Source organism: Hymenobacter jeongseonensis, from assembly GCF_015694725.1.
In the GTDB taxonomy this organism is placed as follows: Bacteria; Bacteroidota; Bacteroidia; order Cytophagales; family Hymenobacteraceae; genus Hymenobacter; species Hymenobacter jeongseonensis.
Map to the genome: position 1 here is coordinate 419,732 of NZ_JADQDQ010000003.1, position 24,202 is coordinate 443,933.

At 58.7% G+C, this 24,202-nt stretch carries 16 protein-coding genes and 3 tRNA genes; 8 read left to right on the top strand and 11 right to left on the bottom strand.

Annotation, left to right across the window (positions count from 1 at the left end; genetic code table 11):
• Positions 1–19 precede the first annotated feature (19 nt).
• From I2I05_RS08775 to I2I05_RS08815, 9 genes are all read right to left on the bottom strand, one after another.
• Complete coding sequence (locus I2I05_RS08775) at positions 20–346, bottom strand: helix-turn-helix domain-containing protein (protein ID WP_196281861.1); 327 nt, start codon at positions 344–346, stop codon at positions 20–22.
• Positions 330–770, bottom strand: a complete 441-nt coding sequence (locus I2I05_RS08780) for a hypothetical protein (protein WP_196281862.1) — start codon at positions 768–770, stop codon at positions 330–332. The genes I2I05_RS08775 and I2I05_RS08780 overlap by 17 nt, the downstream gene beginning before the upstream one ends.
• A 24-nt stretch (positions 771–794) precedes the next feature.
• Positions 795–1,166, bottom strand: coding sequence for a hypothetical protein (locus I2I05_RS08785; RefSeq protein ID WP_196281863.1), 372 nt, complete (start codon positions 1,164–1,166; stop codon positions 795–797).
• Between the two features lie 120 nt (positions 1,167–1,286).
• On the bottom strand, positions 1,287–2,708 hold the full coding sequence (gene hisS / locus I2I05_RS08790) for a histidine--tRNA ligase (RefSeq protein WP_196281864.1): 1,422 nt from the start codon (positions 2,706–2,708) through the stop codon (positions 1,287–1,289).
• A gap of 184 nt (positions 2,709–2,892) precedes the next feature.
• Positions 2,893–5,442 carry a TonB-dependent receptor domain-containing protein gene (locus I2I05_RS08795; RefSeq protein WP_196281865.1) on the bottom strand — a complete coding sequence of 850 codons (2,550 nt, stop codon included), beginning with the start codon at positions 5,440–5,442 and terminating at the stop codon, positions 2,893–2,895.
• A gap of 597 nt (positions 5,443–6,039) precedes the next feature.
• Complete coding sequence (locus I2I05_RS08800) at positions 6,040–7,497, bottom strand: toxin-antitoxin system YwqK family antitoxin (protein ID WP_196281866.1); 1,458 nt, start codon at positions 7,495–7,497, stop codon at positions 6,040–6,042.
• A 118-nt stretch (positions 7,498–7,615) separates the two neighbouring features.
• Positions 7,616–8,800 (bottom strand): acetyl-CoA C-acyltransferase, encoded by a 1,185-nt coding sequence (locus tag I2I05_RS08805; protein ID WP_196281867.1) that lies wholly within the window; start codon positions 8,798–8,800, stop codon positions 7,616–7,618.
• A gap of 142 nt (positions 8,801–8,942) precedes the next feature.
• A complete protein-coding gene (locus tag I2I05_RS08810) occupies positions 8,943–9,947 on the bottom strand; it encodes a hypothetical protein (protein ID WP_196281868.1) in 1,005 nt (334 codons plus the stop codon).
• Positions 9,944–10,936, bottom strand: coding sequence for a VWA domain-containing protein (locus I2I05_RS08815; protein WP_196281869.1), 993 nt, complete (start codon positions 10,934–10,936; stop codon positions 9,944–9,946). The genes I2I05_RS08810 and I2I05_RS08815 overlap by 4 nt, the downstream gene beginning before the upstream one ends.
• Before the next feature lie 156 nt (positions 10,937–11,092).
• Here I2I05_RS08815 and I2I05_RS08820 point away from each other — a divergent pair.
• The 7 genes from I2I05_RS08820 (at position 11,093) to ppk1 (ending at position 18,283) form a co-directional block, all read left to right on the top strand.
• Positions 11,093–11,180: transfer RNA gene (locus tag I2I05_RS08820), tRNA-Ser, on the top strand.
• Positions 11,181–11,260: 80 nt separating this feature from the next.
• Positions 11,261–11,334, top strand: a tRNA-Pro gene (locus I2I05_RS08825).
• 20 nt (positions 11,335–11,354) lie between these two features.
• Positions 11,355–11,428: transfer RNA gene (locus I2I05_RS08830), tRNA-Arg, on the top strand.
• 424 nt (positions 11,429–11,852) lie between these two features.
• Positions 11,853–13,187 (top strand): T9SS type A sorting domain-containing protein, encoded by a 1,335-nt coding sequence (locus I2I05_RS08835; RefSeq protein ID WP_196281870.1) that lies wholly within the window; start codon positions 11,853–11,855, stop codon positions 13,185–13,187.
• A gap of 241 nt (positions 13,188–13,428) precedes the next feature.
• Positions 13,429–15,423 carry a DNA topoisomerase (ATP-hydrolyzing) subunit B gene (gyrB, locus tag I2I05_RS08840; RefSeq protein ID WP_196281871.1) on the top strand — a complete coding sequence of 665 codons (1,995 nt, stop codon included), beginning with the start codon at positions 13,429–13,431 and terminating at the stop codon, positions 15,421–15,423.
• A gap of 70 nt (positions 15,424–15,493) precedes the next feature.
• Complete coding sequence (locus I2I05_RS08845) at positions 15,494–15,874, top strand: RidA family protein (RefSeq protein WP_196281872.1); 381 nt, start codon at positions 15,494–15,496, stop codon at positions 15,872–15,874.
• Positions 15,875–15,928: 54 nt separating this feature from the next.
• On the top strand, positions 15,929–18,283 hold the full coding sequence (ppk1, locus tag I2I05_RS08850; RefSeq protein WP_230688228.1) for a polyphosphate kinase 1: 2,355 nt from the start codon (positions 15,929–15,931) through the stop codon (positions 18,281–18,283).
• A gap of 105 nt (positions 18,284–18,388) precedes the next feature.
• Here the strand turns inward: ppk1 and I2I05_RS08855 are convergent, their stop codons facing one another.
• A complete protein-coding gene (locus I2I05_RS08855) occupies positions 18,389–19,384 on the bottom strand; it encodes a Ppx/GppA phosphatase family protein (protein ID WP_196281873.1) in 996 nt (331 codons plus the stop codon).
• A gap of 74 nt (positions 19,385–19,458) precedes the next feature.
• Here I2I05_RS08855 and I2I05_RS08860 point away from each other — a divergent pair, with 74 nt between their 5' ends.
• Positions 19,459–20,199 carry a hypothetical protein gene (locus I2I05_RS08860; RefSeq protein WP_196281874.1) on the top strand — a complete coding sequence of 247 codons (741 nt, stop codon included), beginning with the start codon at positions 19,459–19,461 and terminating at the stop codon, positions 20,197–20,199.
• 209 nt (positions 20,200–20,408) lie between these two features.
• Here I2I05_RS08860 and I2I05_RS08865 read toward each other — a convergent pair whose 3' ends face one another.
• Positions 20,409–24,155 (bottom strand): BamA/TamA family outer membrane protein, encoded by a 3,747-nt coding sequence (locus tag I2I05_RS08865; protein WP_196281875.1) that lies wholly within the window; start codon positions 24,153–24,155, stop codon positions 20,409–20,411.
• Positions 24,156–24,202 lie beyond the last annotated feature (47 nt).

Here is a 24,202-nt window from a genome sequence, read left to right on the forward strand (position 1 = left end):
CGAATTAGCTGCCGCAAACCTAGCTGGCGTGGGGTGCCGAGTCGTCCCAACGGGTAAGGTGGTACTTATTTTGGTACTCTTTGGGCGTCAGGCCGGTTTTTTCTTTGAAAACCCGGTTGAAAGTCGTCATCGAATTGAAGCCCGCTTCCAAAGCCAGCGCCAGCACCGTGAGACGGCGAGCATCGGCAGTGAGCAAGCGCTGCTTGACTTCGGCCAGACGGTAACCATTCACCACGTCGTGGAAGGATTGCTGCAATCCGGCGTTAATGGTTTGCGACACCACGTTGGGCGACAAGCCAACGTGGTGGGCCAGGCGGTCGAGCGTGAGGTCAGGGTCGCGGTACAACTGTTACTGCTCTAGGGCTTGCACTACCCGCGCCAGGTAGCCAGGGTCGACGACGGGGGCCGGATGGCTGCCCGGGCGAGGTACGGCTTCGCTTGCAGAAGCAGCCGCTCCCTGTGGCTGCCATTGCCGGTGCTTGTGCTGGGAAGCGGCTGGCCCGGCGACTAAGCCATCCGCCCAGCGCCAGGGCATACGCGAACACCGGCACCGCCACCGTGGTCAGGTAAAATTTGGGGGCACCCGGCGGCAGGTACGCCGCATTTACCAGCGGGTCGAGGGCCGCGGCAGCGTAAAAAATGCCCAGGCCGAGCAGTGCAGCCCATTGCCAGCGCGGGCGCTCCTCGTGCCGGCCCACCAGGCGCAGCGCCACAAACAAGTAGCACATCACCGACAGAATGGCGCCGTAATGCTCCACGTAACGCGTCACGGGCTTGTGAACGTTTAGCCAAAACTAGGTCTTTGTGTCGAAGGATTGCAGCGAGATAATCCCATAAAATAGTGCCTGCACCCCTACGGGCACGAAGTGTGGCCACGCCAAGCGGGGCGACTGCCCGTATTCCACCCGCACGTAGCCCAGCAGCAGCGGCCCGAATCCCCACGAAAAAAATAATGGCGTAAAATACAGCCAGCGGTGCCGGTAGTACACGCCTGAGCGGCTCAAGAAGTAGTCGGCCACCTGCAACGTCAGTCCCAGCAGCAGCAGGCCAAGCCAACGGTTGCCCGCCCGCCGGGACCGCGCCACGAGCAGGTACACGCCCGTCGTCAGCCCCTGCACAATGCAGAACAGCCGAAAAACCACCGCCAGGTCAACGTGTACAAACATGGGAAACCGACAATTGCGCGGGCAATATATATGCCGCTACACACTCCCTTGCTAAAGCCGAAACGCCCCGGCGTTGTTGGGCAAGGCCAACCGCGCCGGGGCGTTTTGCATCGAAATAGCTTACTCCGCCGTCAGTGACTGCACTACTTCGGCCAGCGGCAGCACCTTTTCCTCGCCGGATTTCATGATTTTGATTTTTGCTACGCCCGCCGCCAACTCCTCGGGGCCGAGGATGATGACCAGCGGAATGCCCTTGGCGTCGGCGTATTTAAACTGCTTTTGCAGCTTGCTCACATCGGGGTACAACTCGCTGGGGATGCCGGCAGCCCGCAGCTGCGCCAGCAGCGGCAGCGCCGCCCGGCCGCTAGCCACATCAAAATGCGTGATGAGGCAACGGGTCGGCGTCTCGGCCGTGTCGGTAAACAAATCCAGTGCCTCGAGGCAGTCGTAGAGCCGGTCGACGCCAAACGAGAAGCCCACGCCCGACACACCCGGCAGGCCAAAGCTGCCGGTGAGGTTGTCGTAGCGGCCGCCGCCGCTCACGCTGCCCATCAGGACGTTGTTGATTTTGACTTCAAAAATGCAGCCCGTGTAGTAGGAGAGGCCCCGCGCCAGGGTAGGGTCAAATTCTAGCCGGTCGAACTGCTTGAAGCCGGAGGCCTGGAGCAAGTCGCGCACGGTGGCCAGTTCGGTGAGGCCGCGGTAGTTGGCTGGGCCCTCAGTGGTTTCCTCGGTGCCGGGGCGGGCGCCATCCGGTTCCACGCCGGCCGTAACGAAGCCCGCCAGCAGGCGCTCCAACTTCTCTTCGTCGCTGCCCGCCACGGTTAGCAACTCAAAAAGTGTGTCAATCGTCGGCTCCGAAAACCCGCGTTCCTGTAGCTCTTTTGTCACGCCGTCGCGGCCAATTTTATCCAGCTTGTCAATGGCTACAAACAAGTCCGACTCGCGGCCTTCGCCACCTAGTGCCTGGTAAATGTTGCGCAATACTCCGCGGTGGTTGATTTTAATGGTAAAGTCGTGCAGCCCCAAGCCGTTCAGTACTTGGGCCGTCATCAGCACAATTTCGGCTTCGCAGAGCAGCGAGTCGGTGCCCACCACGTCGGCGTCGCACTGATAAAACTCGCGGTAGCGGCCGCGTTGGGGGCGGTCGGCGCGCCACACGGGCTGCATCTGGTAGCGCTTGAAGGGGAAGGTGAGTGTGCCGCGGTTCATGGCCACGTAGCGGGCAAAGGGCACGGTGAGGTCGTAGCGCAGGCCTTTCTCGGCTACTTTCGGCAGCAGGGCTTTGCTGCCGATTTCGACGTCGGCCACCGTTACGTCTTTGGCAAAATCGCCGGAGTTGAGGACTTTAAAGAGAAGCTGGTCGCCTTCGTCGCCGTACTTGCCGGTGAGCACCGAGAGGTTTTCGAGCGTGGGCGTTTCAAGGGGGGCAAAGCCAAACGACTCGAACGTGCGGCGGATGACGTTGAAAATGTGCTGGCGGCGCGCCACCTGGGCCGGCCCGAAGTCGCGGGTGCCTTTGGGAATACTGGGTTTTTGCATGACGGGGCAAAGGTAGGCAGTCATCAGAACGAAAACGCCGCGCTTTGCGGAGATGAGAAGCATGCTGCTTGTAACAGGACGCCACTTTCCAAGGAACAGCCCCGCCGCCGGACGAACCGACGACGGGGCTGTTTGCAGAAAAGAAGGAGAGAAAAGCGGGGTGGCAATCGAAAACTTAACTAACTCAGCCGCCGAACCCGCCACCGCCCTGAGGCGCGGCCTCGATGCGGCCTGGCTTGGCCTTGCTGGCGCCGATGTACCAGGTGAAGCCCAGCCAGCCCACGCGGGTTTCGTCTTTGGCGTAGCGGTAGCTGCGCAGGGCGTCGGTCTCGATTTCGCTGCGGTACTTCAGCGTGTTGAACACATCGGAAACGCGGAGCGTGAGGGCAGCGCGGTCCGAGAACAGGCGCTGGCGCAGGGCCAGGTCCACCGACCCTTGGGCCAACTGCCGGCCCTGGGCCGTGAGCGAGGCCGAGCGCATGTTTCCGCTCAGCTGCATTTCCAAAGTAGGGCGGATGGTGAAGTTGTTGTTCAGCCGCACGGAGCCCACCAGAGCTTGGCGGTTGTTGCCGAAAGCGTTAGCGGCAATCTGGGCGCGGTAGATGCTCGTGCTGGCATTCAGGCGCCACCACTTGGCGATGGGCTGGTTGAGGCTGAACTCGGCGCCGATGTTGGTGATGGTGCCGTTGTTGTCGAACGTTTCGGCGGTGACAAGGCCGGCATTGGCACCGGCGAGGCGGGTAGCTGTGGTGTCGATGAAGCGCAGGCGCTGGATGGAGTTGGTGGTGATGCGGGTGAAGGCCGTGCTGGTGATGGTGGCGGAACCCAGGCTCATCTGGTGGCCCAGCTCAATGTTGTGGCTGAATTCGGCTTGCAAGCGGGGGTTGCCGAGGCGGTAGCTGCGCGGGTCTTGGTAGATGGCCAGCGGCAGCTGCTGCATGAAGTTGGGACGGTTGAGGCGGCGGGCGTAGCTCAGCTGCAGGCGGTTCTGGCCGGGCTCCTTGCCAAACTCCCGGCTGAGGTTAGCCGAGGGGAAGAAGTTCAGGTAATCTTGGTCGAGGCTGCCGCGCTGGGCGATGCCCACGCCGCCTTCCACCGTGCCGCTGATGCGGGTGTACTCCGAGCGCAGGCCGAGCTGCGTGCTCCATTTCTTGCCCAGCGGCCGCTGAACGGTTACGTAAGCCGCGGGCACCACCTGCTCGAACGTGTAGGTGAGCGAGCGAGCGGGGTCGTCCTGGAAGCTATTAGGGGCGGTTTCGCTGTTGGCGTAGCCGAATTTGTTGAAGCCTTGATTGGCTTGGCGTTCGAACTTCGCGCCCATTTCGAGGCGGCCTTTGCCTTCGGCGAAGGGGTGGGTGTAGTCAATCTTGCCAAACTGAATGTTGGCCAGCACGTCGAGCTGCTGCCGGGTGCCGGGCTGTGGCACCTGCGCCGAGCCTGGCTCCGCAAACTGCCGCTGCACCACCGGCACCGTGGCATCGATGCGCACGCCGCCCAGGTTGGCCGTCAGCTCGCGGCCTTTGTGGTCCGACCACGTACGGCGATAGTCGCTGCCGTACTCAAGGATTTTCACGTTCACGTCCAGGTCCTGCCGGCCCCGGACACGCTGCACCGGGCCATTGTTGGTTTGCTGGGTCAGGTTCTGGCCTTCGCCCTCCAGGTTTTCCTCCGTGCCGGGCGACACGCTGAAGCTCAGGTTTTGATTTTTGGGCAGGTCCAGCTGTACACCTACTTCCACCGAGTGGTTGCGGTGAGTCTCGCGGCCCACGCCGGTTTGGGTGGTGCGCACGGTTTGGGGTTTCTCCGCGGTGCCCAGCAAGGCGGTTTGTTCCGAGTTGCCGCGGCTGCCGTAGGTTACGTCGCGGCCATTGTAGCTCGCCGACCACGTGGCTTTGCCCACCTTGCGGGTCAGGTTCAGGTTGCCGCTGTATTTGTCTTTGGTGCCCAGGTTGAACGCCGCCGTACCGTTGGTGCCGTTCTTGGTTTCCTTCTTGGTAATGAGGTTGATAACCCCGCCGCCACCCGAGGCGTCGTACTTGGCCGAAGGGTTGGTGATGACTTCCACCTGGGCAATGCGCGAGGCCGGAATCTGGTCGAGGCGTGGGCCGCCCGCGCCGCCGCCGTTGCCGGTGCCAGCGGGTTTGCCGTCAATTAGAATGGTGAGGTTGGACGAGCCGCGCATGGTGACCGTGCCGTTCACGTCTACGTTCACCGAAGGCACGTTTTGCAGCACGTTGGCTGCCGTGCCGCCCACGCTGCCGAGGTCTTTTTCCACGTTAATCACGCGCTTGCCCAGTTCCTCCACCACGGTGGCTTTCTGGCCTGTCACCACCACTTCGCTGAGCTTGGTGGCCGAGGCGGCCGTCATTTTCAGGCCCATGAAGCTGAGGCTGGGAGCGGCTTCCGTCAGGGTGAAGCGGCGGCGTAGGGCCTTGTAGTTCAGGTCCTGTACCCGCATGAGGTAGGTGCCCAGCGGGAGCGAAGCGGTTTTGAACGTGCCCTGCTCGGTGGTTTGGGCCACGGCTACAAACGTGGAGTCAGCGGCTCGGAGGAAGATGACATCGGAAAAAGGGACGGCGTGGCCGTTGCTTTCTTCCACCAGGCTGCCGCTTACGCTGCCTGGTCCGGCGGTTTGGGCCATGGCGCCCAAGGGTAGAAGGAAGGAAGCAAATGCCAACCCACGCAGGGCGCGGCCAAAGCGAGAAAGGGTAATGCGAGTGACGAGAATTTTCATGGTGCAGAGGTGAGATGTGAGGGGGCGAGCGAGCTAATCAGGTCGTCCGGCGGCCGCGGTTCCGCTAGAGAGGTGAGTTGCTCGGCCGCCCGTTCTCCGGTGAGTGAGGGGGAAGCAGCAGGGGTAGCGGGCCATCTTTGGTACACGCTAAGCACAGCTACTAGGCTTTGAACAGAACAAAAGTAAAGCAGGTACTTTGTAACGCAAGGTACTGTTTCAAAATATTTTCAATAAGCTACGCTTTGCGATTTGTTAATAACTGATTATTAGCTTGTAACGCGAATAAAAAAATATTCAACGTTCCTGTGGCTCTGGCTTTTAAGCCTTGTGCGCTCGGTATTTCAGATGCGGCGCACGGTTTTCAGGTTGCCTGATTAGTTGATTTATTTACTAAAAGCCAAAAAAAGCCCTGGCTGGAGACCAGGGCTTAGAGGAAAATTGCTAAAAAATGAATTGTCATGCTGCTCCTCGCGAAGCATCTTTAACATTCTCACGACTCGTTCCGCGGGGAGAGGATGCTTCCTTCGTCAGCATGACAGAAGAAGGTGGCCGTTCCGAAGATGAAAGATTCTACTCCTGCTACCAGCAGTTGCTTGACTACTTGCGCTTGGGTGCAGGTTTGGGGGCGAGCTTGGGCTTGGCGGCCGCTTTTTTCACTGGGTCCACCAATTCACCGTTCCGGTAGGTCACGGAGCGGGCTTCGGTTTTGCCGTCCTCTTTGAAGTAGGTCCACACGCCGCTTTGCTTGCCGTTGCGGTACTGGCCGCTCACGGCCACGGTGCCGTCCTCCCGCAGTTCCCGGAAGGGGCCCAGCAGCACGCTGCGTACGTAGGTGGTTTCCTTGTGCAGCTTGCCCGAGGGATAGAATTCCTGCGCCACGCCAGCCATGTACCCGTTCAGGAAAGGCTGGCGACTCTGCACGTCGCCGTTCTCAAAATACGTAATCCGGTCGCCCAGCAAGCGGCCGGTGGGGCCGTAGGTTTCGGCCTTGCGCGGGGTTTTGCCATCGGGGTAAAACTCCTTCCAGGTACCGGCGGGCTTGTTATTCTTGTACTGCACTTCGGCCTGGGCCAGCCTGCCCGCCGCGTTGTGGAAGCGCGTGATTTTGCGGTCGCGCCCGTTGTTGCTGTAGTCAATTTCCTCACGCAGGTTGCCGTTCTCGAAGTATTCCAGGGCGTTGCCGGTGGGCACGCCGGCGCGGTATGTCATCTTGGTTTTCACCTGCCCACTCTCGTAGTAGCTGGTCGAAGCGCCGTCGAGGTTGTTGGTGCCGGTGGGCGGGGCCACGCGCTTGGTGAGGTCGTCGCCGAGTGGGTTTTTCACCGGGCGCTGCACCAGCGGGGCAGGGGCGTAGGTGCTTTCGGTCTGGAGTTTGCCGCTCTGGTAGTAGCTGCGGTAGCGCCCGCGGCCGTTTTTGTCGGCCAATACTTCATTTTCAATCTGGCCGTTGGGGTAATACGTTTTGTACGGCCCCGACAAGAGCCCGCGCGTGAAGACGCCCTCGCTCTGCACCGCGCCGTTGGGGTAAAAGAACTTCACCGCCCCATTGGGCTGCCCGTCCACGTAGCTGATTTCGGCTTGGGTCTTGCCGTCGGGGTACAGCGCTTTGAGCGCGCCATTGGGTTGGCCTTTCGTGAGCGTGGTGCGCAGCTTCACTTCCCCACTGGGGTGATAAAACGTTAGCTCACCGTTGGGCTCGTCGTTTTCAAACAGACCTTCCTGCGCCACTTTGCCGTTGTCATAGTACGTTTTGAACGGGCCCTGGCGAATGCCGTCGCGGTAAGTCGTTTCCAGTCGGCGGTTGCCGGTGGGGTGGAATTCCACATACGCAGAGTCGCGCTTGCCCTGCGTGAAACTGGTTTGCTGCTCCAGCTTGCCGTTGCGGTAAAAGCGCTTGTAGGTGCCTTGGGGCACGGTATCGGCCGCCACCAGCGCGGTGTATACTTCCCGCTTGTTTACTTTGGTTGAGTCATAAAACGTCGTGAAACGACGCACTTTCTGGCTGTGCGAAGGCAACGCCAGCAGCAACAGAAAAAAAGGCACTAGGTATTTCATAGGCGAAAGAACGCAGAAAATGATTTTTCCGTGCGAAGGGTGGGGCAGCTAAAATTCGAGCCAAAAAAAGCCCCGCCGATATTCGACAGGGCTTTTTTTGTTGCTAACCAGCGGAAAACTAGAACCGCTCCACCACAATGGCGCTGGCGCCGCCGCCGCCGTTGCAAATGCCGGTGACACCAATTTTGCCGCCTTCATTTTTCAACACGTTCATCAGGGTGGTCACGATGCGCGCCCCGGAAGCGCCCAGCGGGTGGCCGAGGCTGACGGCGCCGCCGTAGGCATTCACCTTGGTGCCTTCCAGGTTCAGCAGCTTGTTATTAGCCAAGCTAACCACCGAGAAAGCTTCGTTGATTTCGTAAAAATCCACATCAGCGGCCGTCTTGCCGGCGTGCTTCAGGGCCTTCGGAATGGCCAGCGCGGGCGAAGTGGTGAACCACTCCGGCGCCTGCTCGGCATCGGCGAAGCCCAGAATGCGGCCGATGGGGGTGAGGCCCAGCGCGTCAGCTTTCTCGCGGCTCATCAGCAGCACGGCGGCGGCGCCGTCGTTCAAGGTTGAGGCGTTGGCAGCCGTCACGGTGCCACCTTCTTTGATGAAGGCGGGCTTCAGGCCGGGCACTTTGGTGAAATCCACTTTGAGGTACTCCTCGTCGTCCTCAATCACCGTGGTTTTGCCGCGGCTTTCGATGGTCACCGGCACAATTTCGTCTTTCTTTTTGCCGGCCTTGGCGGCCGCGGCGCTGCGGGTGTAGCTCTCGATGGCAAAAGCGTCCTGCTGCTCGCGGGTGATGCCCATTTCCTTGGCAGTGTTCTCGGCGGCATTGCCCATGGCGTAGTCGTGGTAGGGGTCCCAGAGGCCGTCGCGCACGAGGCCGTCAATCATCTGGCCGTGGCCATACTTAGCGCCAAAACGGGCTTTGTCGAGGTAGTACGGCACGTTGCTCATGCTTTCCATGCCGCCGGCCAAAATCACATCGGCCTGCCCCAGCATGATGGCCTGGGAAGCAAACATGATGGCCTTCGAGCCCGAAGCACACACTTTGTTCACCGTGGTGCACTCCACGGTATCGGGCAAGCCGGCTTTTTTGGCAGCCTGGCGGGCCGGGGCTTGGCCCAGGTTGGCCGAAATCACGTTGCCCATAATCACCTGCTCAACTTCCGAGGCGGCCACGCCGGCTTTCTCCAGCGCACCTTTCAAGGCTATGGCGCCCAACTCGATAGCCGACAGCGACGCGAGTGCTCCGCCAAATGAGCCAATCGGCGTGCGAACGGCAGATATAATGACAACTTCCTTGGTTTGCATACGGGGTATGTTAAAAGTGTTGGGTGGGAGGTTCAATCAGGCCGCAAAAGTACGGATTTACAACCCCCGAAACAGTAGCGAGCCTAACGGACGTTCGCAACCTTTAGTTGGCGGCCTAATGTCTTCAGTGCGAAAAGCCAAATCACCAGGTAGGCTTGTTGGGGTTCGGTTTCTGCGCGGCGGGTCGCGTGAGCTGCTGCAGGTACTGTTGCTCTTGCGCGCGCAGCGTCTCCAGCAGCTGGCGTGCTTGGGCTGGGCTTAGGTTCATGGCCTTCAGCCGCTCGCGCTGGGTTTGTAGCTGTGCATCACCTGCCGTGGCCGCATCCGTACCGAGGCGGTTGCTTGCGCCGCTGTTGCTATTCCCGGCAGTGCTGCTGCGGTCCAGCCCGCGTTGGGTGCCCGGCGTGCTGCCGCTGGCTACGGGTTGCGCCGAGCCGGGGCCAGGCACGCGCCCACCGGGAGTGCGGTTGCCGATTCCACCATTAGGCTGTTGATTGTCAGGTTGGCCGGTTGGGTCAGCCTGACGCTTAGGTGCCGCTTTGGAATTAGGTGGCGTGGGCGTCGGAATGTTTATTTCCCCTTTGCGGTTGGTGCCGGCTTTTTCAGCAGGTTGATTTTGCTCGGCTCCATTTTTCTCGGGCGAAGGCTTGGGGCTATCGGCTTTTGATTCAGGCTGGGGCGCCGAAATTTTGGGAGTGTTGGGTTTTTTGGCCAGATACTCGCTGAGCACTTCGTAATCGTACCGGGCGCCTCCATTCTTGGGGTCAAGAAGCAGCGCTTGCCGTAATAAGGTCAAGGCCTGGGCTATTTCACCTTTTTGAGCCGCCTGCACGGCTAGTTGTTGGCGGGCCACGCTACTTAGCCCTGCCGGGCTCCCCGTTATCAACCGCGCATAGGTAGATTGGGCCAGGGAGAGCTGCCCAGCCCGGGTTTGCGCATGTGCTAGGTTGAGCACCAAGCGTGGGTCGGGCGTGCGGCGGGCTTTGGCTGCCAATGCAGCGCTAAATGCAGCGGCCGCGCGGGCAGCATTCCCCCGCCCGTAGGCCGCAGTGCCATCGGCCACAGCCGTATTCCGGTCGTGCACCCAAGTTAAAAGCTTCCACGTGGGCATGCCAAGGCCAAGTACCAGCAATACAAGGTATTTCATGGGCGAATGACGGTGACGGTCAGCGTAATATCAAGCGCCAGTAGAAGCAGGGCAGCTGCCAATGGGTAGCGGTAGCGGTTGTCGGCCACGGCCACAGTGCGCACCTGTTCGGCCGTGCCTTGCATGGTGCGCAACGACCGCAACAGCGGTCCAAAGCCGTTTTGCTGGTTATTTAACTCCACATACTGCCCGCCTGTTTGCGCGGCCAACTGCAGCAATGGCGCTTCTTGCAAACGGCTTTTTACCAATTGCCCACGGGCATCTTTCACGAAGCCACCGCTTGCATTCGGGATTTTGGCCCCTTCTGTTGTTCCCACACCCACGGTGTACACCCGGGCCCCACTACGGGCCAATTCCCGCAGCGGTTGCTCCAGATTTTCGCCAAAATCCTCACCGTCACTCACCACCACCAGCGCGGTAGCCCGCGGCAGCGGTGCTGATGTAGATTGAGGGAGAGCAACCGGCGCAGGTGTCAATCGGCTCAAGACTAACTCCAAGGGCGCCCGCAAAGTAGTGGGCCCACTTGGCAAAAGGCTGCTTCGCAGGGTGCTGATGAAAACCTTTACGGCTTCTTGGTCATACGTAAGCGGGCACTGCACCACCGCTTCCGCGCCAAAAACCACCAGCCCGAGTCGGTCGGCCGGGAACTGGGCCACCAGTTCCTGCAGCTCGGCCTGCGCGCGTAGCAGCCGGGTAGGCGCCACATCGGGGGCATCCATAGAGCGCGACACATCCACCAATAGCCACACGTCTTTGCCCGCCGTGCGCACCGGCTGCTGGCTCACCCCCAAGGCCGGGCCCAGGGCCGCTGCCAAAAGCGTTGCTCCGGTTAGCACCCTCAACACCGCTTTCCAGCCCCGGTGCCGGGGCCGGCTGCCCAGCGCCCGGCCCAGCTGGCTGCTTCGGCGCCAGTGCCCCACCAATAAAAGCAGGGCCAGGGCCAGCGTTAGTCCGACGGCGAAAAAATTAGGGTAAGCCCAGGTTATCAATTGCAGAACAAGAAGAAAGCGAAATGCAAAGAACCCACCGGGGCGCCGGTTGCTCAGCTTATTTCGTTCTCAAAGATAAATTTTTTGCTCAAAGTGTGGCTTTCTGAGTTCTGCCCGTATATTTGCACCCGCTTCGGACGGAAGCGAAACCAACCTGGAGAGGTGGGTGAGTGGCTGAAACCAGTAGTTTGCTAAACTGCCGTAGCTCTAAAGGTTACCGGGGGTTCGAATCCCCCCCTCTCCACTATAATGTTGGGTTGCGAAAGCTTCCCGTTGGGGCTCCACCCAATAGGTAGTTGCCAAGACCCAGCATTATTTTTTTCTCGGGGTGTAGCGTAGCCCGGTATCGCGCCTGGTTTGGGACCAGGAGGTCGTAGGTTCGAATCCTGCCACCCCGACATTTGATTGCCCCGTTTTCGACCCCGTAGCTCAGCTGGATAGAGCAACTACCTTCTAAGTAGTCGGTCTTTGGTTCGAATCCAAACGGGGCCACTTAAAAAGCCGTTTCCTCACAGGAAACGGCTTTTTATTTTTTTGCCGCAATTGGTTTTCTACCGTCATCATTATGAGAATCGTCCTGCAAAATGCATTACTAGGCACTGAACAACGCAACCGCCATTCAAAGTGCAACGCCCTTTCTTGGTTGATGGAAATGTTCGGTAGTGAACCAGATTTCTTACCTTGAAGTCGGATATACTCCGTAATTGGAGCGTGGCTGGTAATTGTTCGCGCTTTTCCCGCCGGCTTCCCTTCTTCCTTATTTATTCGCTAAAACCCACTTTTGGTCATGAAAAAAGCACTACTTTTCCTGGGGCTACTCGGTTTTGCTGGCGGTAGCTATGCTCAGACAAATCCTAATCCTGGCCCCTGGGTTGAGGTTAATGTCAATAACTTCGAATCTTTTTCGCCGGGATATTTGATTAGGGACCTCAAAACGGTTTCGTCTAACATCGCGTGGGCGGTGGCCGAAGGCGCAGATGAAGATGGGCGTCCGAATGCGTTTTTTGTGACCAAAAACGCCGCCGGAGACGAGTTTCGATTTGGGGCCGTCAGCGCGGCCAATGGGTCGGCAGGCTTTGAAACGGCCAATATTTCGGCAGTTGGCAATTCGGCTTTGGTGGCTGTAGCGGCCACGTATCCCCCGGGCGAAGCGGGCGGCGAAATTCTGCGCACCACCAACGGCGGCGTAAGCTGGACCAAAGTAACCACGGCCACACAGTTCGCGAGCGCCCAAGGAGGGTTCTGCAATTTCGTGCACATGTTCGATGCCAACGATGGCGTGGCTTTAGGCGACCCCACTGCTAACACCGGCTACTTCGAAATTCTGCGCACCACCGACGGCGGCGTTACCTGGAAGCGAAACTCCCAAGCCAACAGCCCCGTGCCGCTGCCCGACGAGTTCGGGCTGGTGCGCTCGTTTTTTGCGCGGGGCAATACCATTTGGGCGGGCACGGCCACTCCTGAAGATGTGAATAGCCCGGCACGGGTTCTCAAATCCACCGACCGCGGCCAGACGTGGTCGGTGAGCACCCCAACCACGCTGCTGGGCAGCATCAACCGTTTGGCGTTCAAAGACGACCTGAACGGCATTGCCTACAACCTGTCGGCCGACAATGGGGAACTCACTTCGGTCAACGTTATTCGCACCGCCGACGGTGGGGCCACTTGGTCGCCCATTACACCCATCAACACCGCCACGGGTAGCTTCTTCTGGTATGACATTGACGCCGTAGATGGCCGCTACTACAGCGTGGGTACCCGGTTTCCGGAATCGGCCACGTCGGTGGCGGAAGATTTCGGCTCTTCTTACAGCACAGATGGTATCAATTGGGTGAACCTCAGCACGGGCCAGCCTTTCCTGGCCTTGGATGTGATTGCGGGTTCTGGTGCAAGTAGCGTGGTTGGGTACGCTGGTGCTGCCACTACGGAAGATGGAAGTGGGGGCATCTACAAAGCTTCCAATGTGCTGAGCGCTACGCGCAATGCTGCCTTGCAGGGTGCCCTGAGCGCCTACCCGAACCCGAGTCATTCGGGGGTGTTTCAGGTAAGTTTGGGCTCCGTGCTGAAAGGCAATGCCCAACTATCCGTTGTTGACGCGTTGGGCCGTCAGGTGCGGGTGCAGGCGTTGAATGCAACGGCTATCGGTTCCCGGCAGGTAAACTTGGATTTAAGCGGCCAGAAAGCCGGTTTGTACACCTTGCAGATTAGAACCGACGCCGGCATTGCAACCAAAAAGCTGGTGATTGAATAGATACGAACCACTTCTTAAGTTAAAAAAAGGCCGTTCTTATCTGAGAACGGTCTTTTTTTGTAGGTGGATTTTTTGTCTCAAATTCAAGTCTTTTATCAAACGAATCGGAATCGGCAGAATGAAAAATTCCAAGGATAAAAACCGCAAAAATTCCCGAAAATGGGATTAAATAAGTACTTTTGATTGTTCAGTACCTAGCAACCCGAAGGGCTGTTTTACGACCTGATTTAATCCCGCCCACATGAGCGAAACGAAAGAGAAAATGGCGCAGTCGGACTATTCCGCCGACAGCATTCAAGTACTGGAAGGTTTGGAGGCCGTGCGCAAGCGGCCCAGCATGTACATCGGCGACACTGGCATGAAAGGCCTGCACCACTTGGTGTGGGAGGTAGTCGATAACTCGATTGACGAAGCCCTCGCCGGCCATTGCGACCTGATTAACGTCACCATCAACGAAAACAACTCCATCACCGTCCGCGACAACGGCCGCGGCATTCCCGTGGACTGGCACGCCAAAGAAGGCAAGTCGGCCCTGGAAGTGGTACTCACCGTGTTGCACGCCGGTGGAAAGTTTGACAAAGGCTCCTACAAGGTTTCCGGTGGCCTGCACGGCGTGGGCGTGAGCTGCGTGAACGCGCTGAGCACCGACCTGAAAGTGACCGTGCGGCGCAACGGCCACAAGTACGAGCAGGAGTACAAAATCGGCTTCCCACAATACCCTGTGAAGGAAGTAGGCGACACCGAGGAGCACGGCACGGAAGTGCAGTTCTTGCCCGACGCCAGCATCTTCACCGAAACCGAGTACCGCTACGATACCGTGGCCGGCCGCCTGCGCGACTTGTCGTACCTGAATAAGGGCATCCGCATCACCCTGACTGACCTCCGCGAGAAGCTCGCGGACGGGAGCTTCCGCGGCGAAGAGTTTTACTCGACTGGTGGCCTGCGCGACTTCGTGCAGTACCTCGACGGCGAGCAGCGCCCTTCGCTGCTCTCGGAGCCCATTTACGTGGAGAGTGAGAAGGGCGGTACGCCCGTGGAAGTGGCCTTGCAGTACAATACCTCGTACCAGGAAAACGTCTATTCTTACGTCAATAACATCAACACCATTGAAGGTGGCACGCACGTGGCGGGCTTCCGCTCGGCGGTGACGCGGGTGCTCAAGACCTACGGCGATAAAAACAAGCTGTTCGAAAAAGCCAAAGTTGAAATCACCGGCGACGACTTCCGCGAAGGCCTCACAGCCGTTATCTCGGTAAAGGTGATGGAGCCGCAGTTTGAAGGCCAGACCAAGACCAAACTCGGCAACTCCGAAGTAAGCGGCGCCGTGAACTCGGTAGTGGGCGAGATTCTGACCCAGTACCTGGACGAGAACCCCAACCAGGCCAACCGCATTATGGAAAAGGTGATTCTGGCCGCTAAGGCCCGCATCGCTGCCCGTAAGGCTAAGGACATGGTGCAGCGCAAGGGCGTGCTGTCGTCGAATAGCCTGCCTGGGAAGCTGGCCGACTGCTCGGAGTCGGACCCCGAAATCTGCGAATTGTACCTCGTCGAAGGTGACTCGGCTGGTGGCACGGCCAAGCAGGGCCGTAACCGGGCGTTTCAGGCCATTATGCCGTTGCGCGGTAAAATCCTGAACGTGGAGAAGGCTCAGGAGCACCGCATCCTGGAGAATGAGGAAATTCGGAACATGATTACCGCGTTGGGCGTGAGCTTCAACGAGCGGAAATCATTGGCCTTTACCACGGATGACGACGGTACGGAATCGGGCCCGTTGAACTTCAGCAAGCTGCGCTACCACAAGGTCATCATCATGACCGACGCCGACATTGACGGCTCACACATCCGGACCCTTATTCTGACTTTCTTCTTCCGCTACATGCGCGAATTGGTGGACCGGGGCTTCATCTACATTGCTCTGCCGCCGTTGTACCTCGTGAAGCGTGGCAAGGAGGAGCGGTATTGCTGGACCGAGGAGGAACGCAGCCAGGCCCAGGAAGACCTCGGCCGCGGCAAGCCTGAAACGGTGAACGTGCAGCGCTACAAGGGTCTTGGCGAGATGAACGCCGAGCAACTCTGGACCACCACTATGCAGCCCATGACCCGCACCCTGAAGCAGGTAACGGTAGAATCGGCCGCTGAGGCCGACCACCTGTTCTCGATGCTGATGGGCGACGAAGTAGCGCCCCGCCGCGACTTTATCGAACGAAACGCCAAGTATGCGAAACTAGACGTGTAAGCGTCAAGCTTGTAGAAAGGCCCGCTGCAAAGCGGGCCTTTTCTTTTTCACCTGATTCCACCATTCACACATGCGACAACTAATTTCTTCTGGCGCGCCTTGGGAACCCATCGTGGGGTATTCGCGGGCTGTGCGCGTGGGCAATGTGGTGGAAGTGGCCGGCACCACCGCGCAGGATGGCGACGCGGTAACGGGAGCTGACGTATACACCCAAACCCGGCGCATTCTTGAAAAAATTGGTCTGGCACTAACTGAGGCCGGAGCATCGTTTGAAGATGTGGTGCGCACGCGCATGTATGTCACCGATATCACGCAATGGGAAGCCGTAGGGCGGGCCCACGGCGAGGTGTTTGGTGATATCCGGCCGGCAACGACGATGGTTGAAGTTAAGGCCCTGATTGACCCGCGGTTGCTGGTTGAAATTGAGGCCACCGCCATTATTTCCAAGTAAAATAGCCTGAACAGGGCCGTTTCCCCGTATTTTGCCCTGTCTTTCTCCTCCACTATGAAGCTCTTCAAGTCTGCCGACCTCATTCGCAAAAGCAAGTACATCAGCCGCGACCTGAGCTGGCTGCGCTTTAACTACCGGGTGCTCGACCAAGTGCAGGACCCCAGTCGCAGCATCTTCGATAAGCTCAAGTTTCTGGCCATCACCAGTTCCAACCTGGACGAGTTTTTCATGATTCGGGTTGGGTCGTTGTATAACTACCTCGACTACGGGAAGGAGCGGATTGACTACTCGGGTCTGCGGGAGCTGCCGTTTCGGCGGAAGCTGCTGGATTTTGCGCACCGGTTCGTGAACGACCAAAGCCTGACGTATCTGAACGAACTGAAGCCCAATTTTGAAAAAAATGGCTTCAACATCCTCAAGATGTCGGACCTGACGGAGCTGGAGGTGAAGAAGGCCGACGGCTATTTCAAGAACACCGTGTTTCCGCTGCTGACGCCGATGGTGTACGACGCCTACCACGGCTTCCCGCTGATGATGAACCAGATGCTCATCTTCGGTGTCGTGACGCGCATTGGCAACGGCCTAGCGGTGGGGTTAGACGGCGAAGCCGAGAAAGGCCAGGAGCGGCTCACGTTCGTGCAGATTCCCCAAAACCTGACTCGATTCTTCGAACTCACCCGCAAGGACAAGGTCATTTTCGTGCCCATTGAAGAGGTGGTGCGCGAGTTTCTGCCGCGGCTGTTTCGCAACGTCGAAATAGTGGCCGCCAACCTGTTTCGCATCACCCGCAACGGCGACTTTACCCTGGAGGAGTCGGACGACATCGATAATGACTTTATCAAGGAAATCCAAGTCGGACTGAAAACCCGCAAGCGCGGCCGCGTGGTGCGCGTGGAAGTGGAGCCCAACGCCTCGCCGGTACTCATGAACGTGCTGCGCGAACGTTGGAACATCGACAACGGTAACGTCTTTGTTATCAATTCGCTGATTGACCTGAAGGGCCTGTGGCAGATTGTGAAGCACCCTGCTTTCCGGGGCAAAACGCCCAAGCTCCCCTCAACTGTGGCCCCGCTCAGTCTGCCGGAAGGCGCGGAGGAGAACATGTTCGAATACCTCAAGCACCACGACGTGCTCCTGCACCATCCCTACAACAGCATCGAGCCCATGGTGCGGCTGCTGGAGCAGGCCGCCGTGGACCCGCACGTACTGGGCATCAAGCAAACCATTTACCGGCTGGCCGACGACTCGCGCGTATCGGCTGCGCTGCTCAAGGCGGCCGAGAACGGCAAGCACGTTTCGGTGCTGTTCGAGGTGAAGGCCCGGTTTGATGAGGAGAAAAACATCCGTGAAGGCGCCCGCCTAGAAAAGGCCGGCTGCTTTGTGATTTACGGGGTGAGCAAGTACAAGACGCATACCAAGCTCCTGATGATTATCCGCAAGGAAGGGGAGAAGGTGACGCGCTACGTGCACATCGGCTCGGGCAACTACAATGAGCAAACCTCGCGCCTGTACACCGACGTGAGCCTGCTCACGACCAACGACGTGTACGGCCACGACGTGTCGGAATTCTTCAACGTCATCACCGGGCACTCGCAACCCGACGATTACGAGTACCTCATCACGGCGCCGAAGGACATGCGACAGCAGCTCATTCACCTCATCCGCGAGGAGGTGAAGCACGCCAAGAAGGGCCAGCCGAGTGGCATTGTGATGAAGATGAATTCGCTCGAAGACAAGGAAATCATCGATGAGTTTTACAAAGCGGCGAAGGCCGGCGTGCCCATCCGATTTATAGTGCGCGGCATCTGCTGCCTGCGGCCGGGCCGCCCGGGCTTAAGCGAAAACATTGAGGTGCGCAGCATTGTGGGCGAGTACCTGGAGCACACGCGCCTGTTTTATTTCCACCACGGCGGCGAGGCACGGGTGTACGCGGGCTCGGCCGATATCATGGTACGGTCTTTTGACCGGCGTATTGAAGCATTGTTCCTGATTGTTAATCCTCAGCTTAAACGAGAGGCTATTAATATTCTGATGATGAATATGATGGATAATCAAAATAGCTACGTAATGCGCGAAGACGGCGCGTACATCCGGCAGCAGCCGGCCCCGGGCGAACCCGTGGTGAATGTGCACCGCGACTTCTTCAAACGCGATGAGGCGCAGCTGGCTACTGCTTCGCCCGAGGGCTTGTTGGCGTTGCTCGACGTGCAGGCCCAGCGCCGCGTTGACGTGGCCACGGCGCTGGTTGTTGCAGAAGAAGCAGCAGCCCTGGCTGCCAGCGAAGCCAACGATGCCGGTGCCGATGATGCTTTTGGAGAAGGCGAGCCGGAAGAGATTTGCGAAGACGATGCCACGCCCGTGGGCCACATCGACGAGGAAAGTGTGAGCGCCGATGCTGCGCGGGTTTAGCTTTTGTGCTCTGCGTAGAACCGGCCAATCCGCTGGATGGAAATGCGGTTAAAACCAAAGAGCCCGTTGCAGCAGCAACGGGCTCTTTGGTTTTAATGGGATGGGCTACTCCATTTCGGCGGGATGGTTTTGCATATCTGGCACGGGGAGGTGCTCCGGATGGCCCGATTTAGGGTCGGAGTTTAAATCGTCGAAGAAGTCTTCGAAAAGCGACTGTAGCATGCCGTCTTTCAAGCCGATATCGGGCACTATCATGCTGCTGATGCCGCCCCATTCCATGGCCGAAAGGTAGATGTGGCCCGCAGGCACGATGACGTCGGCCCGGTCGGGGTTGAGCATGGCCACGTTTACGCGCTGCTCCATGGTGAGGCCAGAGAGGCGCGTGAGGATGCTGTCGATGCTGCGCTTGGTGATGGGCTTGTTGGGCGCCGCAGGGGAGAGGCTGTAGATTTTGTTGATGTTACCGCCCGTGCCAATGGCGCGGGTGACGTGGTGCTTGCGGGCGTTTTCGCGCACCCAGGCTTCCATGCGGGCCCACAGGTCGGCCTGGGCTTCGGTGCTGGCGTCGCCGCTTTCTTCTTGCTGCATGCGGCGGATGGAGCCAATTTCGAACGACTGCGCGGCCACTTTGCGGCGGTCGTGGTAGATGTTGAACTCGGTGCTGCCGCCGCCCACGTCAATGTGCAGGTAGTGCTTGTTGTCTTCCAGCAGGTGCTCAATGACGCGGTTGATGTAGAAGGCTTCGTCCTGACCGTCAATCACCTTGATTTCCATGCCCAGCTCTGCTTGGACGCGCGCCGCGATGGCCGCGCCATTGGAAGCCGAGCGCATGGCCGAGGTGGCGCACACGAGGTAATGGCAAACCTCGTGCACCTCCATGAGCAGCTTCAGCGAATGCAGAAACTTGACGAATTTTTCCTCCTTGGCCGGTGAAATTTCGCCGGAAGCGAATACGTCTTCGCCCAAACGCATGGGAAAACGCACGTATTCAACGCGTTTGAGCCGGTAGCGTCCTTCGTAATAAAGTACCGCGGATATCTGGCACCGAACAGCATTGGACCCAATATCAATGGCGGCAATTTTGCGAAGCGGATAATTCATAGGCACGAAATTACAGTACAATACTTCAGGGCGGTACATTAGGTCAATCAATTCGCATAACCTGCTCAGTAGCTATGCAAACGCCTAATTTGGAGTATCTCAACGCGCCCCTACCCACTTGGGTGGCAATACTGTTTGTTGCTTGTACGGCGCTGGCGGCGGTGCTGTTGGGCAAGGCAATTGGGGGAACTGGGAACGGGTTGAGCCGCTATTGGTTGCTCACTGGGCTATGGCTAGCGGTATCGGCAGCTTTGGGACTGACTGGTTTCTACCAATCGAGCCTGGACGTGCTGCCTCCCCGCCTGCTGGTGGCGGGCATTCTCCCGCCAGCGCTGGTGATAACGAGCCTGCTGCTGGCCCCCGCAGGCCGGCGATGGATGGCGCGCTTGCCACTGGCTGATTTGGTTGCCATTAGTGTGGTGCGTGTGCCAGTCGAAGTAGGTTTATATGGATTGGCAATGAACCGCTTGGTGCCCGAGCTGATGACGTTTGCCGGCCGCAACTTTGACATTCTGGCTGGCCTCACCGCCCTGCTGATTGTTGGGCTGTTGCGCACGCACCGCATCAGCCGCGGTTGGCTCATGGTGTGGCATGTTGCGGCCCTGATGCTGCTGAACAACATTGTGGTGTTGGCCTTACTTGCAGCTCCCACGCCCGCTCAGCAATTGGCCTTTGAGCAGCCTAACGTGGCTGTGCTGCGCTTTCCGTATGTGTGGCTGCCGGCGTTTATTGTGCCGGTGGTGCTATTTAGCCACGTGGCTAGCCTCTACAAATTGCTCCGTCGGCGTTCTGTGCTGAATCCGGAGTTGCCATAGGGAACCGTACACAGCTAGAATAAGTGAAACCAAAAAGCAAGTCGCTTTTTGAGCGTTTGTCATCCTGAGCGGAGCAAAGGACCTTATAAATTCACAACAAGTTGTTCAGACGTGATAAGGTCCTTCGCTCCGCTCAGGATGACGGTGTTTGAATTATTTAGAAGGCTCAATTTACTGAGCAATAAGCAGCCGAAAACCGACTTACCTTCCTATTTATCAATGCGGAATCCCAGTCCAAATTGTATCAAGCTGATTTCTTCTGACACCTGATAAGAGATAGCAAAAGCAAGTGTCTCAACTACTGGCGCGATGTAAAAGCCGCCGCCATAGCCTGCGTGCCAGCCGCCGGGTGAGTTGCCTTGGTAGTACACGCGTCCTTGGTCGTAAAACCCAAATACGCCGTAGTAGAAGGGGAGAAAGCCATTCTTAACCTGGCCCAGTGAGAGGCGTAGTTCGGAGTTGACGTACACGCTGGCATCGCCGGTAAAGCGGTTGCGGTAGTAGCCGCGCAGCCCCTCGCGCAAGCCCAACGAGGTGAATTTGTAGAAGGGTATGTCGGCATCGCGGCCGTAGTTTTTGGCCCCGCCGCCTTTCACCACCAGCGTGACCGGGATGCCCAACCGGGCCGTGCCGTAGTATTCGGCAAAGCCCTGGGTGAGGCCAAAGGTGCTTTCCGACCCGGATAACTGCCGGTAAGTGTCGTGCTGTGCCCGCAAGCGCACGCCGCGCCGGGCAAATGCCGGGCGGTCACGCAAGTCGAGGTCGAACAACGCATTGACTCCCAGCAGACGCTGGGTGGTGGAATTGGGCCGGATTTGTTCCTCGCCGGGCGTGGTATTGAGTGTGCCCAAGTAGCTATTGTCCGTGAAATCGGTGTTGTAGTACTCGAACGTGGGGCCTACCCGAATGACACTCCTCTGCAGGAACACCCGCTCCAGAAAGGCATTCAGGGTCACGCCACGGTAGCGGGCCCGGTAAAATCGGTCGTCGTACTGGTCCTCGTTAAAGGCGGTATTATTGCCGAGGCCGAAGAAGTTGTAGTAGGGGAAGAAGTTGCCGTAGCTCACTTCGCCGCCCGCATCAACTTTGCCGATGGCATACCGATGGCGCGTGCTGGCCGTGAGCTGACGCTGCCCTCCGGTGCTGCCCTCGGCACTAAACGAATACATGTTCTTAAACCCCGGCTTGCGAAAGCCTTGGCGCAGGAACGTGACGCCCGCACTGGCCGTGAAGCCGTCGTTGCCGTTGTAGCCGAGGCCGAAGCTGGGCCGGTACGAATTGTACTCGAATTGCTCGCGGTCGTAGGCATTGACGCCGAGCCGCGAGCTGGTGTGGTCGTCCGATTCAGAGCCGAGCTTCAGGTCCGTTTCGGGTACGTCGTACACTTTGGTTTTGGTGCGGAATCCGGAAGCCGTAGAGTTGTCGGCGATACGGTCCTTGCCATCTCCGCCGATAACCCGAACCAAAATACTGTGCTTGCCGCCGTCGCCGGTGACCGTGAAAATGTCCCGGCCATCGAGCCCGTAGAGGCAAACTTCCTGAGTTTCCTGCGGCTTGAAAGTACGGTCGAAAAGGGCCGGGCCGTTGGGGCCTTCGCCTTCTTTGGCCCGGTCAAACAGCTGCACACGAACCTGGCCATCGAGCAGCCGATTCACCAGAAACACCTCGCCTTTGTTGCTGCCCACTACATCCACGCGCTTGGCTAGAAGGAGGTAGTAATCGTCCAATGCCTTGGGTAATTCCTGTATTCGTGACTTTAACTTACGATTGAGGTCAATTCCAGATATTCCCTGAATTTCAGCTGGTAATTTACTAGTAGCTTCATCTATGGCAGTGGGCGTCAATCGGGCCTGCAGGTACTTGCCGGCTTCCTGCCACTGCTCGCGGCTAAGGCCTTGGAGTAGAAATCGGTCGAGGTGGCGGGCGGGCCAGTTCAGGCTTTTCAGGTCGTGGAAATCTTCGCCAAAATCCTCGATGCTGGGCACGGCCCACTCGCGGTTTGCCATGTAGGTGAGCAGGCCATTCCAGAGGGTAAAGCTCTGGTCGCGGTCGCGCGGAATGGGGCGGTAGAGGGTGCTGCCATCGGCCTGCTTGTAGCCGGCCCACTTCCAGTTGTCTTCGTGCTTACCAAAGTCGGCCACGAGCATGTCGAACGCCCGGGCCCGGGCCAGCGCGGGCGCATCGATGCGGTTGTCGTTGTCCTTATACAGCTTGCGGAAGAAGTTGAAGCTACGCGTCACTTCATCGGAACCGCCGAAGCCAGCCAGGTTGGGCTTGGGGTCTTTCGGGCTGTCTTCGAGCGTGCCGAGCAAGCCCGCGTACTGCTCGCGGTAGGGCCCGAGCTGTTGGTTATCGGGCAGGCGGAAAAGCCGCGGCCGGGCGTGCAGGATATCAGTTTGGTCGAGCAGTGACCCCGTGACCAGCGCCGAGTACGGGTGGGCTGTGGCCGTGATGTCGCGCAGCACATCGGCGGCAATGGAATTCCGCAGCTCGGGCGGTAGAATTCTGGTCACGTCCTTATCCACAGAGCGAAACACGTACTCCGAGCTATCGGCCGCAATGAGCTTGAGGGAGGTGGTTTGGCGCCCGCCGCCCTTGCCGTAGGGGCGGAGGCCGCCTTTTTCGGTGCGCAGGTCCAGCGTTGGTACTGCCACCGGCTGCACCCAGGCGGTGCGGTAGTTGGTGCCTAAGAAAAACCGCTTGCTGCCATTGCCTTTGTATTCGGGGCCGGGCACAACGGTGGTGGTGGCCTGAAAGGGAGCGTCGGACTTTACGGCGGTTACCGTTTTGGTGACGCCGGGGCAGCTCTGAATAAATGGGTTGATGGGCGGCTCATTGCCTTTGGCGCCCTGCTCACCCTGGCCGGTATCTTCGCAAGCCGACCGGAACAAGGTCGCTGTATAGGCTTCCTTGGCCGGGGCCGCAGCTCCACCAAACGTATAAAAATGCGTGCTGACTTGGCCATCGGCAAAGTATTCGAGGGTGGTATAGCCTTGCTCGCTCTCGCTATACAGTGAGTTGCCTTGAGGCCCCACGTGTTGGCTTTCGGCAAAGCTGCCACTCACCAAGTGGTAGTTGCCCTGAAAGGGCGTGAGCTGCAAACTGAAGTCGTGCGCGGCGGCGTACACCACTCCAGGGTTACTTTGAAGCGTGTTCAACAACTCCTTGCGCAACTCCTGGTAGCGCGGATTCGCCATGTCACGGGGCGAGCCCACGTTTTGCCGGTAAGCCGCATAGATGGTGCCGAATACGGGCGGGCTCAGGTGGCGCGAAAGGGGCTGACTGCCACCGTACACCCCATTGCTGAGCACGGGGTGGTGGCCCACTAGCAGCACGTTCTTGCCCTTGGTTTCGTCGATAAGGTCCTGGAGCTGTTCGCGAAACTCCTCTTTGGTCAGGGTCTTGCAGTCGGTGTCGGGGGCTTCGGGGCGGTTGAAAGGGTGCGTGAACCACGGCGTGTTCAGGGCCACCAGGCGCACCAGCGGGGCTACATCTACCACTTCAGGGCCAGGGCAGCCGTTAGTGGGTAGAAAGGCATTTTGGCCGGGGAGCTGTTTCTCAATGTACTTCTCGAGGCGACGCACGGCTTTTAAGCCGGCCGCGCCGGAGTTAGCCCAGTCTTTATCGCCCGGTAGGAAATAGATTTTGCCCTGTGGCAATCCCTTTACCAAGGCAATTAGGGCGTCGGCGTGGCTGCGGGCGGTGGCCGTTAGGGCTGTGTCGCCTTTGGTGGCCACGCCTTCGTTGGCCACAATATCACCCAAATGCACCACCGTGAAAGGCCCCGTTTGCTGCTCCAGCGTCTGCCGTAGCAGCTTAAGCCGTTCGGTGGGCAGCGTGGCTTGCGAGGTATTGCCGAGCAGGTAAACGGTGTGTGACGGCGGAGTAGTCTGGGCGTGAGAAGGACTGGCAACGAAGAGAGGAATTGCCAGGAATATGGTTAAAAATCGATACATGGAGTCAGAATATAGGCCCTCTTACGATGGGAGCGCGAAAAAGTAAG

Coding starts and splice junctions, on each gene's coding strand:
- I2I05_RS08785 (WP_196281863.1), bottom strand. CDS start 1,166: ATGTTTGTACACGTTGACCTGGCGGTGGTTTTTCGGCTGTTCTGCATT.
- hisS (WP_196281864.1), bottom strand. CDS start 2,708: ATGCAAAAACCCAGTATTCCCAAAGGCACCCGCGACTTCGGGCCGGCC.
- I2I05_RS08795 (WP_196281865.1), bottom strand. CDS start 5,442: ATGAAAATTCTCGTCACTCGCATTACCCTTTCTCGCTTTGGCCGCGCC.
- I2I05_RS08800 (WP_196281866.1), bottom strand. CDS start 7,497: ATGAAATACCTAGTGCCTTTTTTTCTGTTGCTGCTGGCGTTGCCTTCG.
- I2I05_RS08805 (WP_196281867.1), bottom strand. CDS start 8,800: ATGCAAACCAAGGAAGTTGTCATTATATCTGCCGTTCGCACGCCGATT.
- I2I05_RS08810 (WP_196281868.1), bottom strand. CDS start 9,947: ATGAAATACCTTGTATTGCTGGTACTTGGCCTTGGCATGCCCACGTGG.
- gyrB (WP_196281871.1), top strand. CDS start 13,429: ATGAGCGAAACGAAAGAGAAAATGGCGCAGTCGGACTATTCCGCCGAC.
- I2I05_RS08845 (WP_196281872.1), top strand. CDS start 15,494: ATGCGACAACTAATTTCTTCTGGCGCGCCTTGGGAACCCATCGTGGGG.
- ppk1 (WP_230688228.1), top strand. CDS start 15,929: ATGAAGCTCTTCAAGTCTGCCGACCTCATTCGCAAAAGCAAGTACATC.
- I2I05_RS08855 (WP_196281873.1), bottom strand. CDS start 19,384: ATGAATTATCCGCTTCGCAAAATTGCCGCCATTGATATTGGGTCCAAT.
- I2I05_RS08860 (WP_196281874.1), top strand. CDS start 19,459: ATGCAAACGCCTAATTTGGAGTATCTCAACGCGCCCCTACCCACTTGG.
- I2I05_RS08865 (WP_196281875.1), bottom strand. CDS start 24,155: ATGTATCGATTTTTAACCATATTCCTGGCAATTCCTCTCTTCGTTGCC.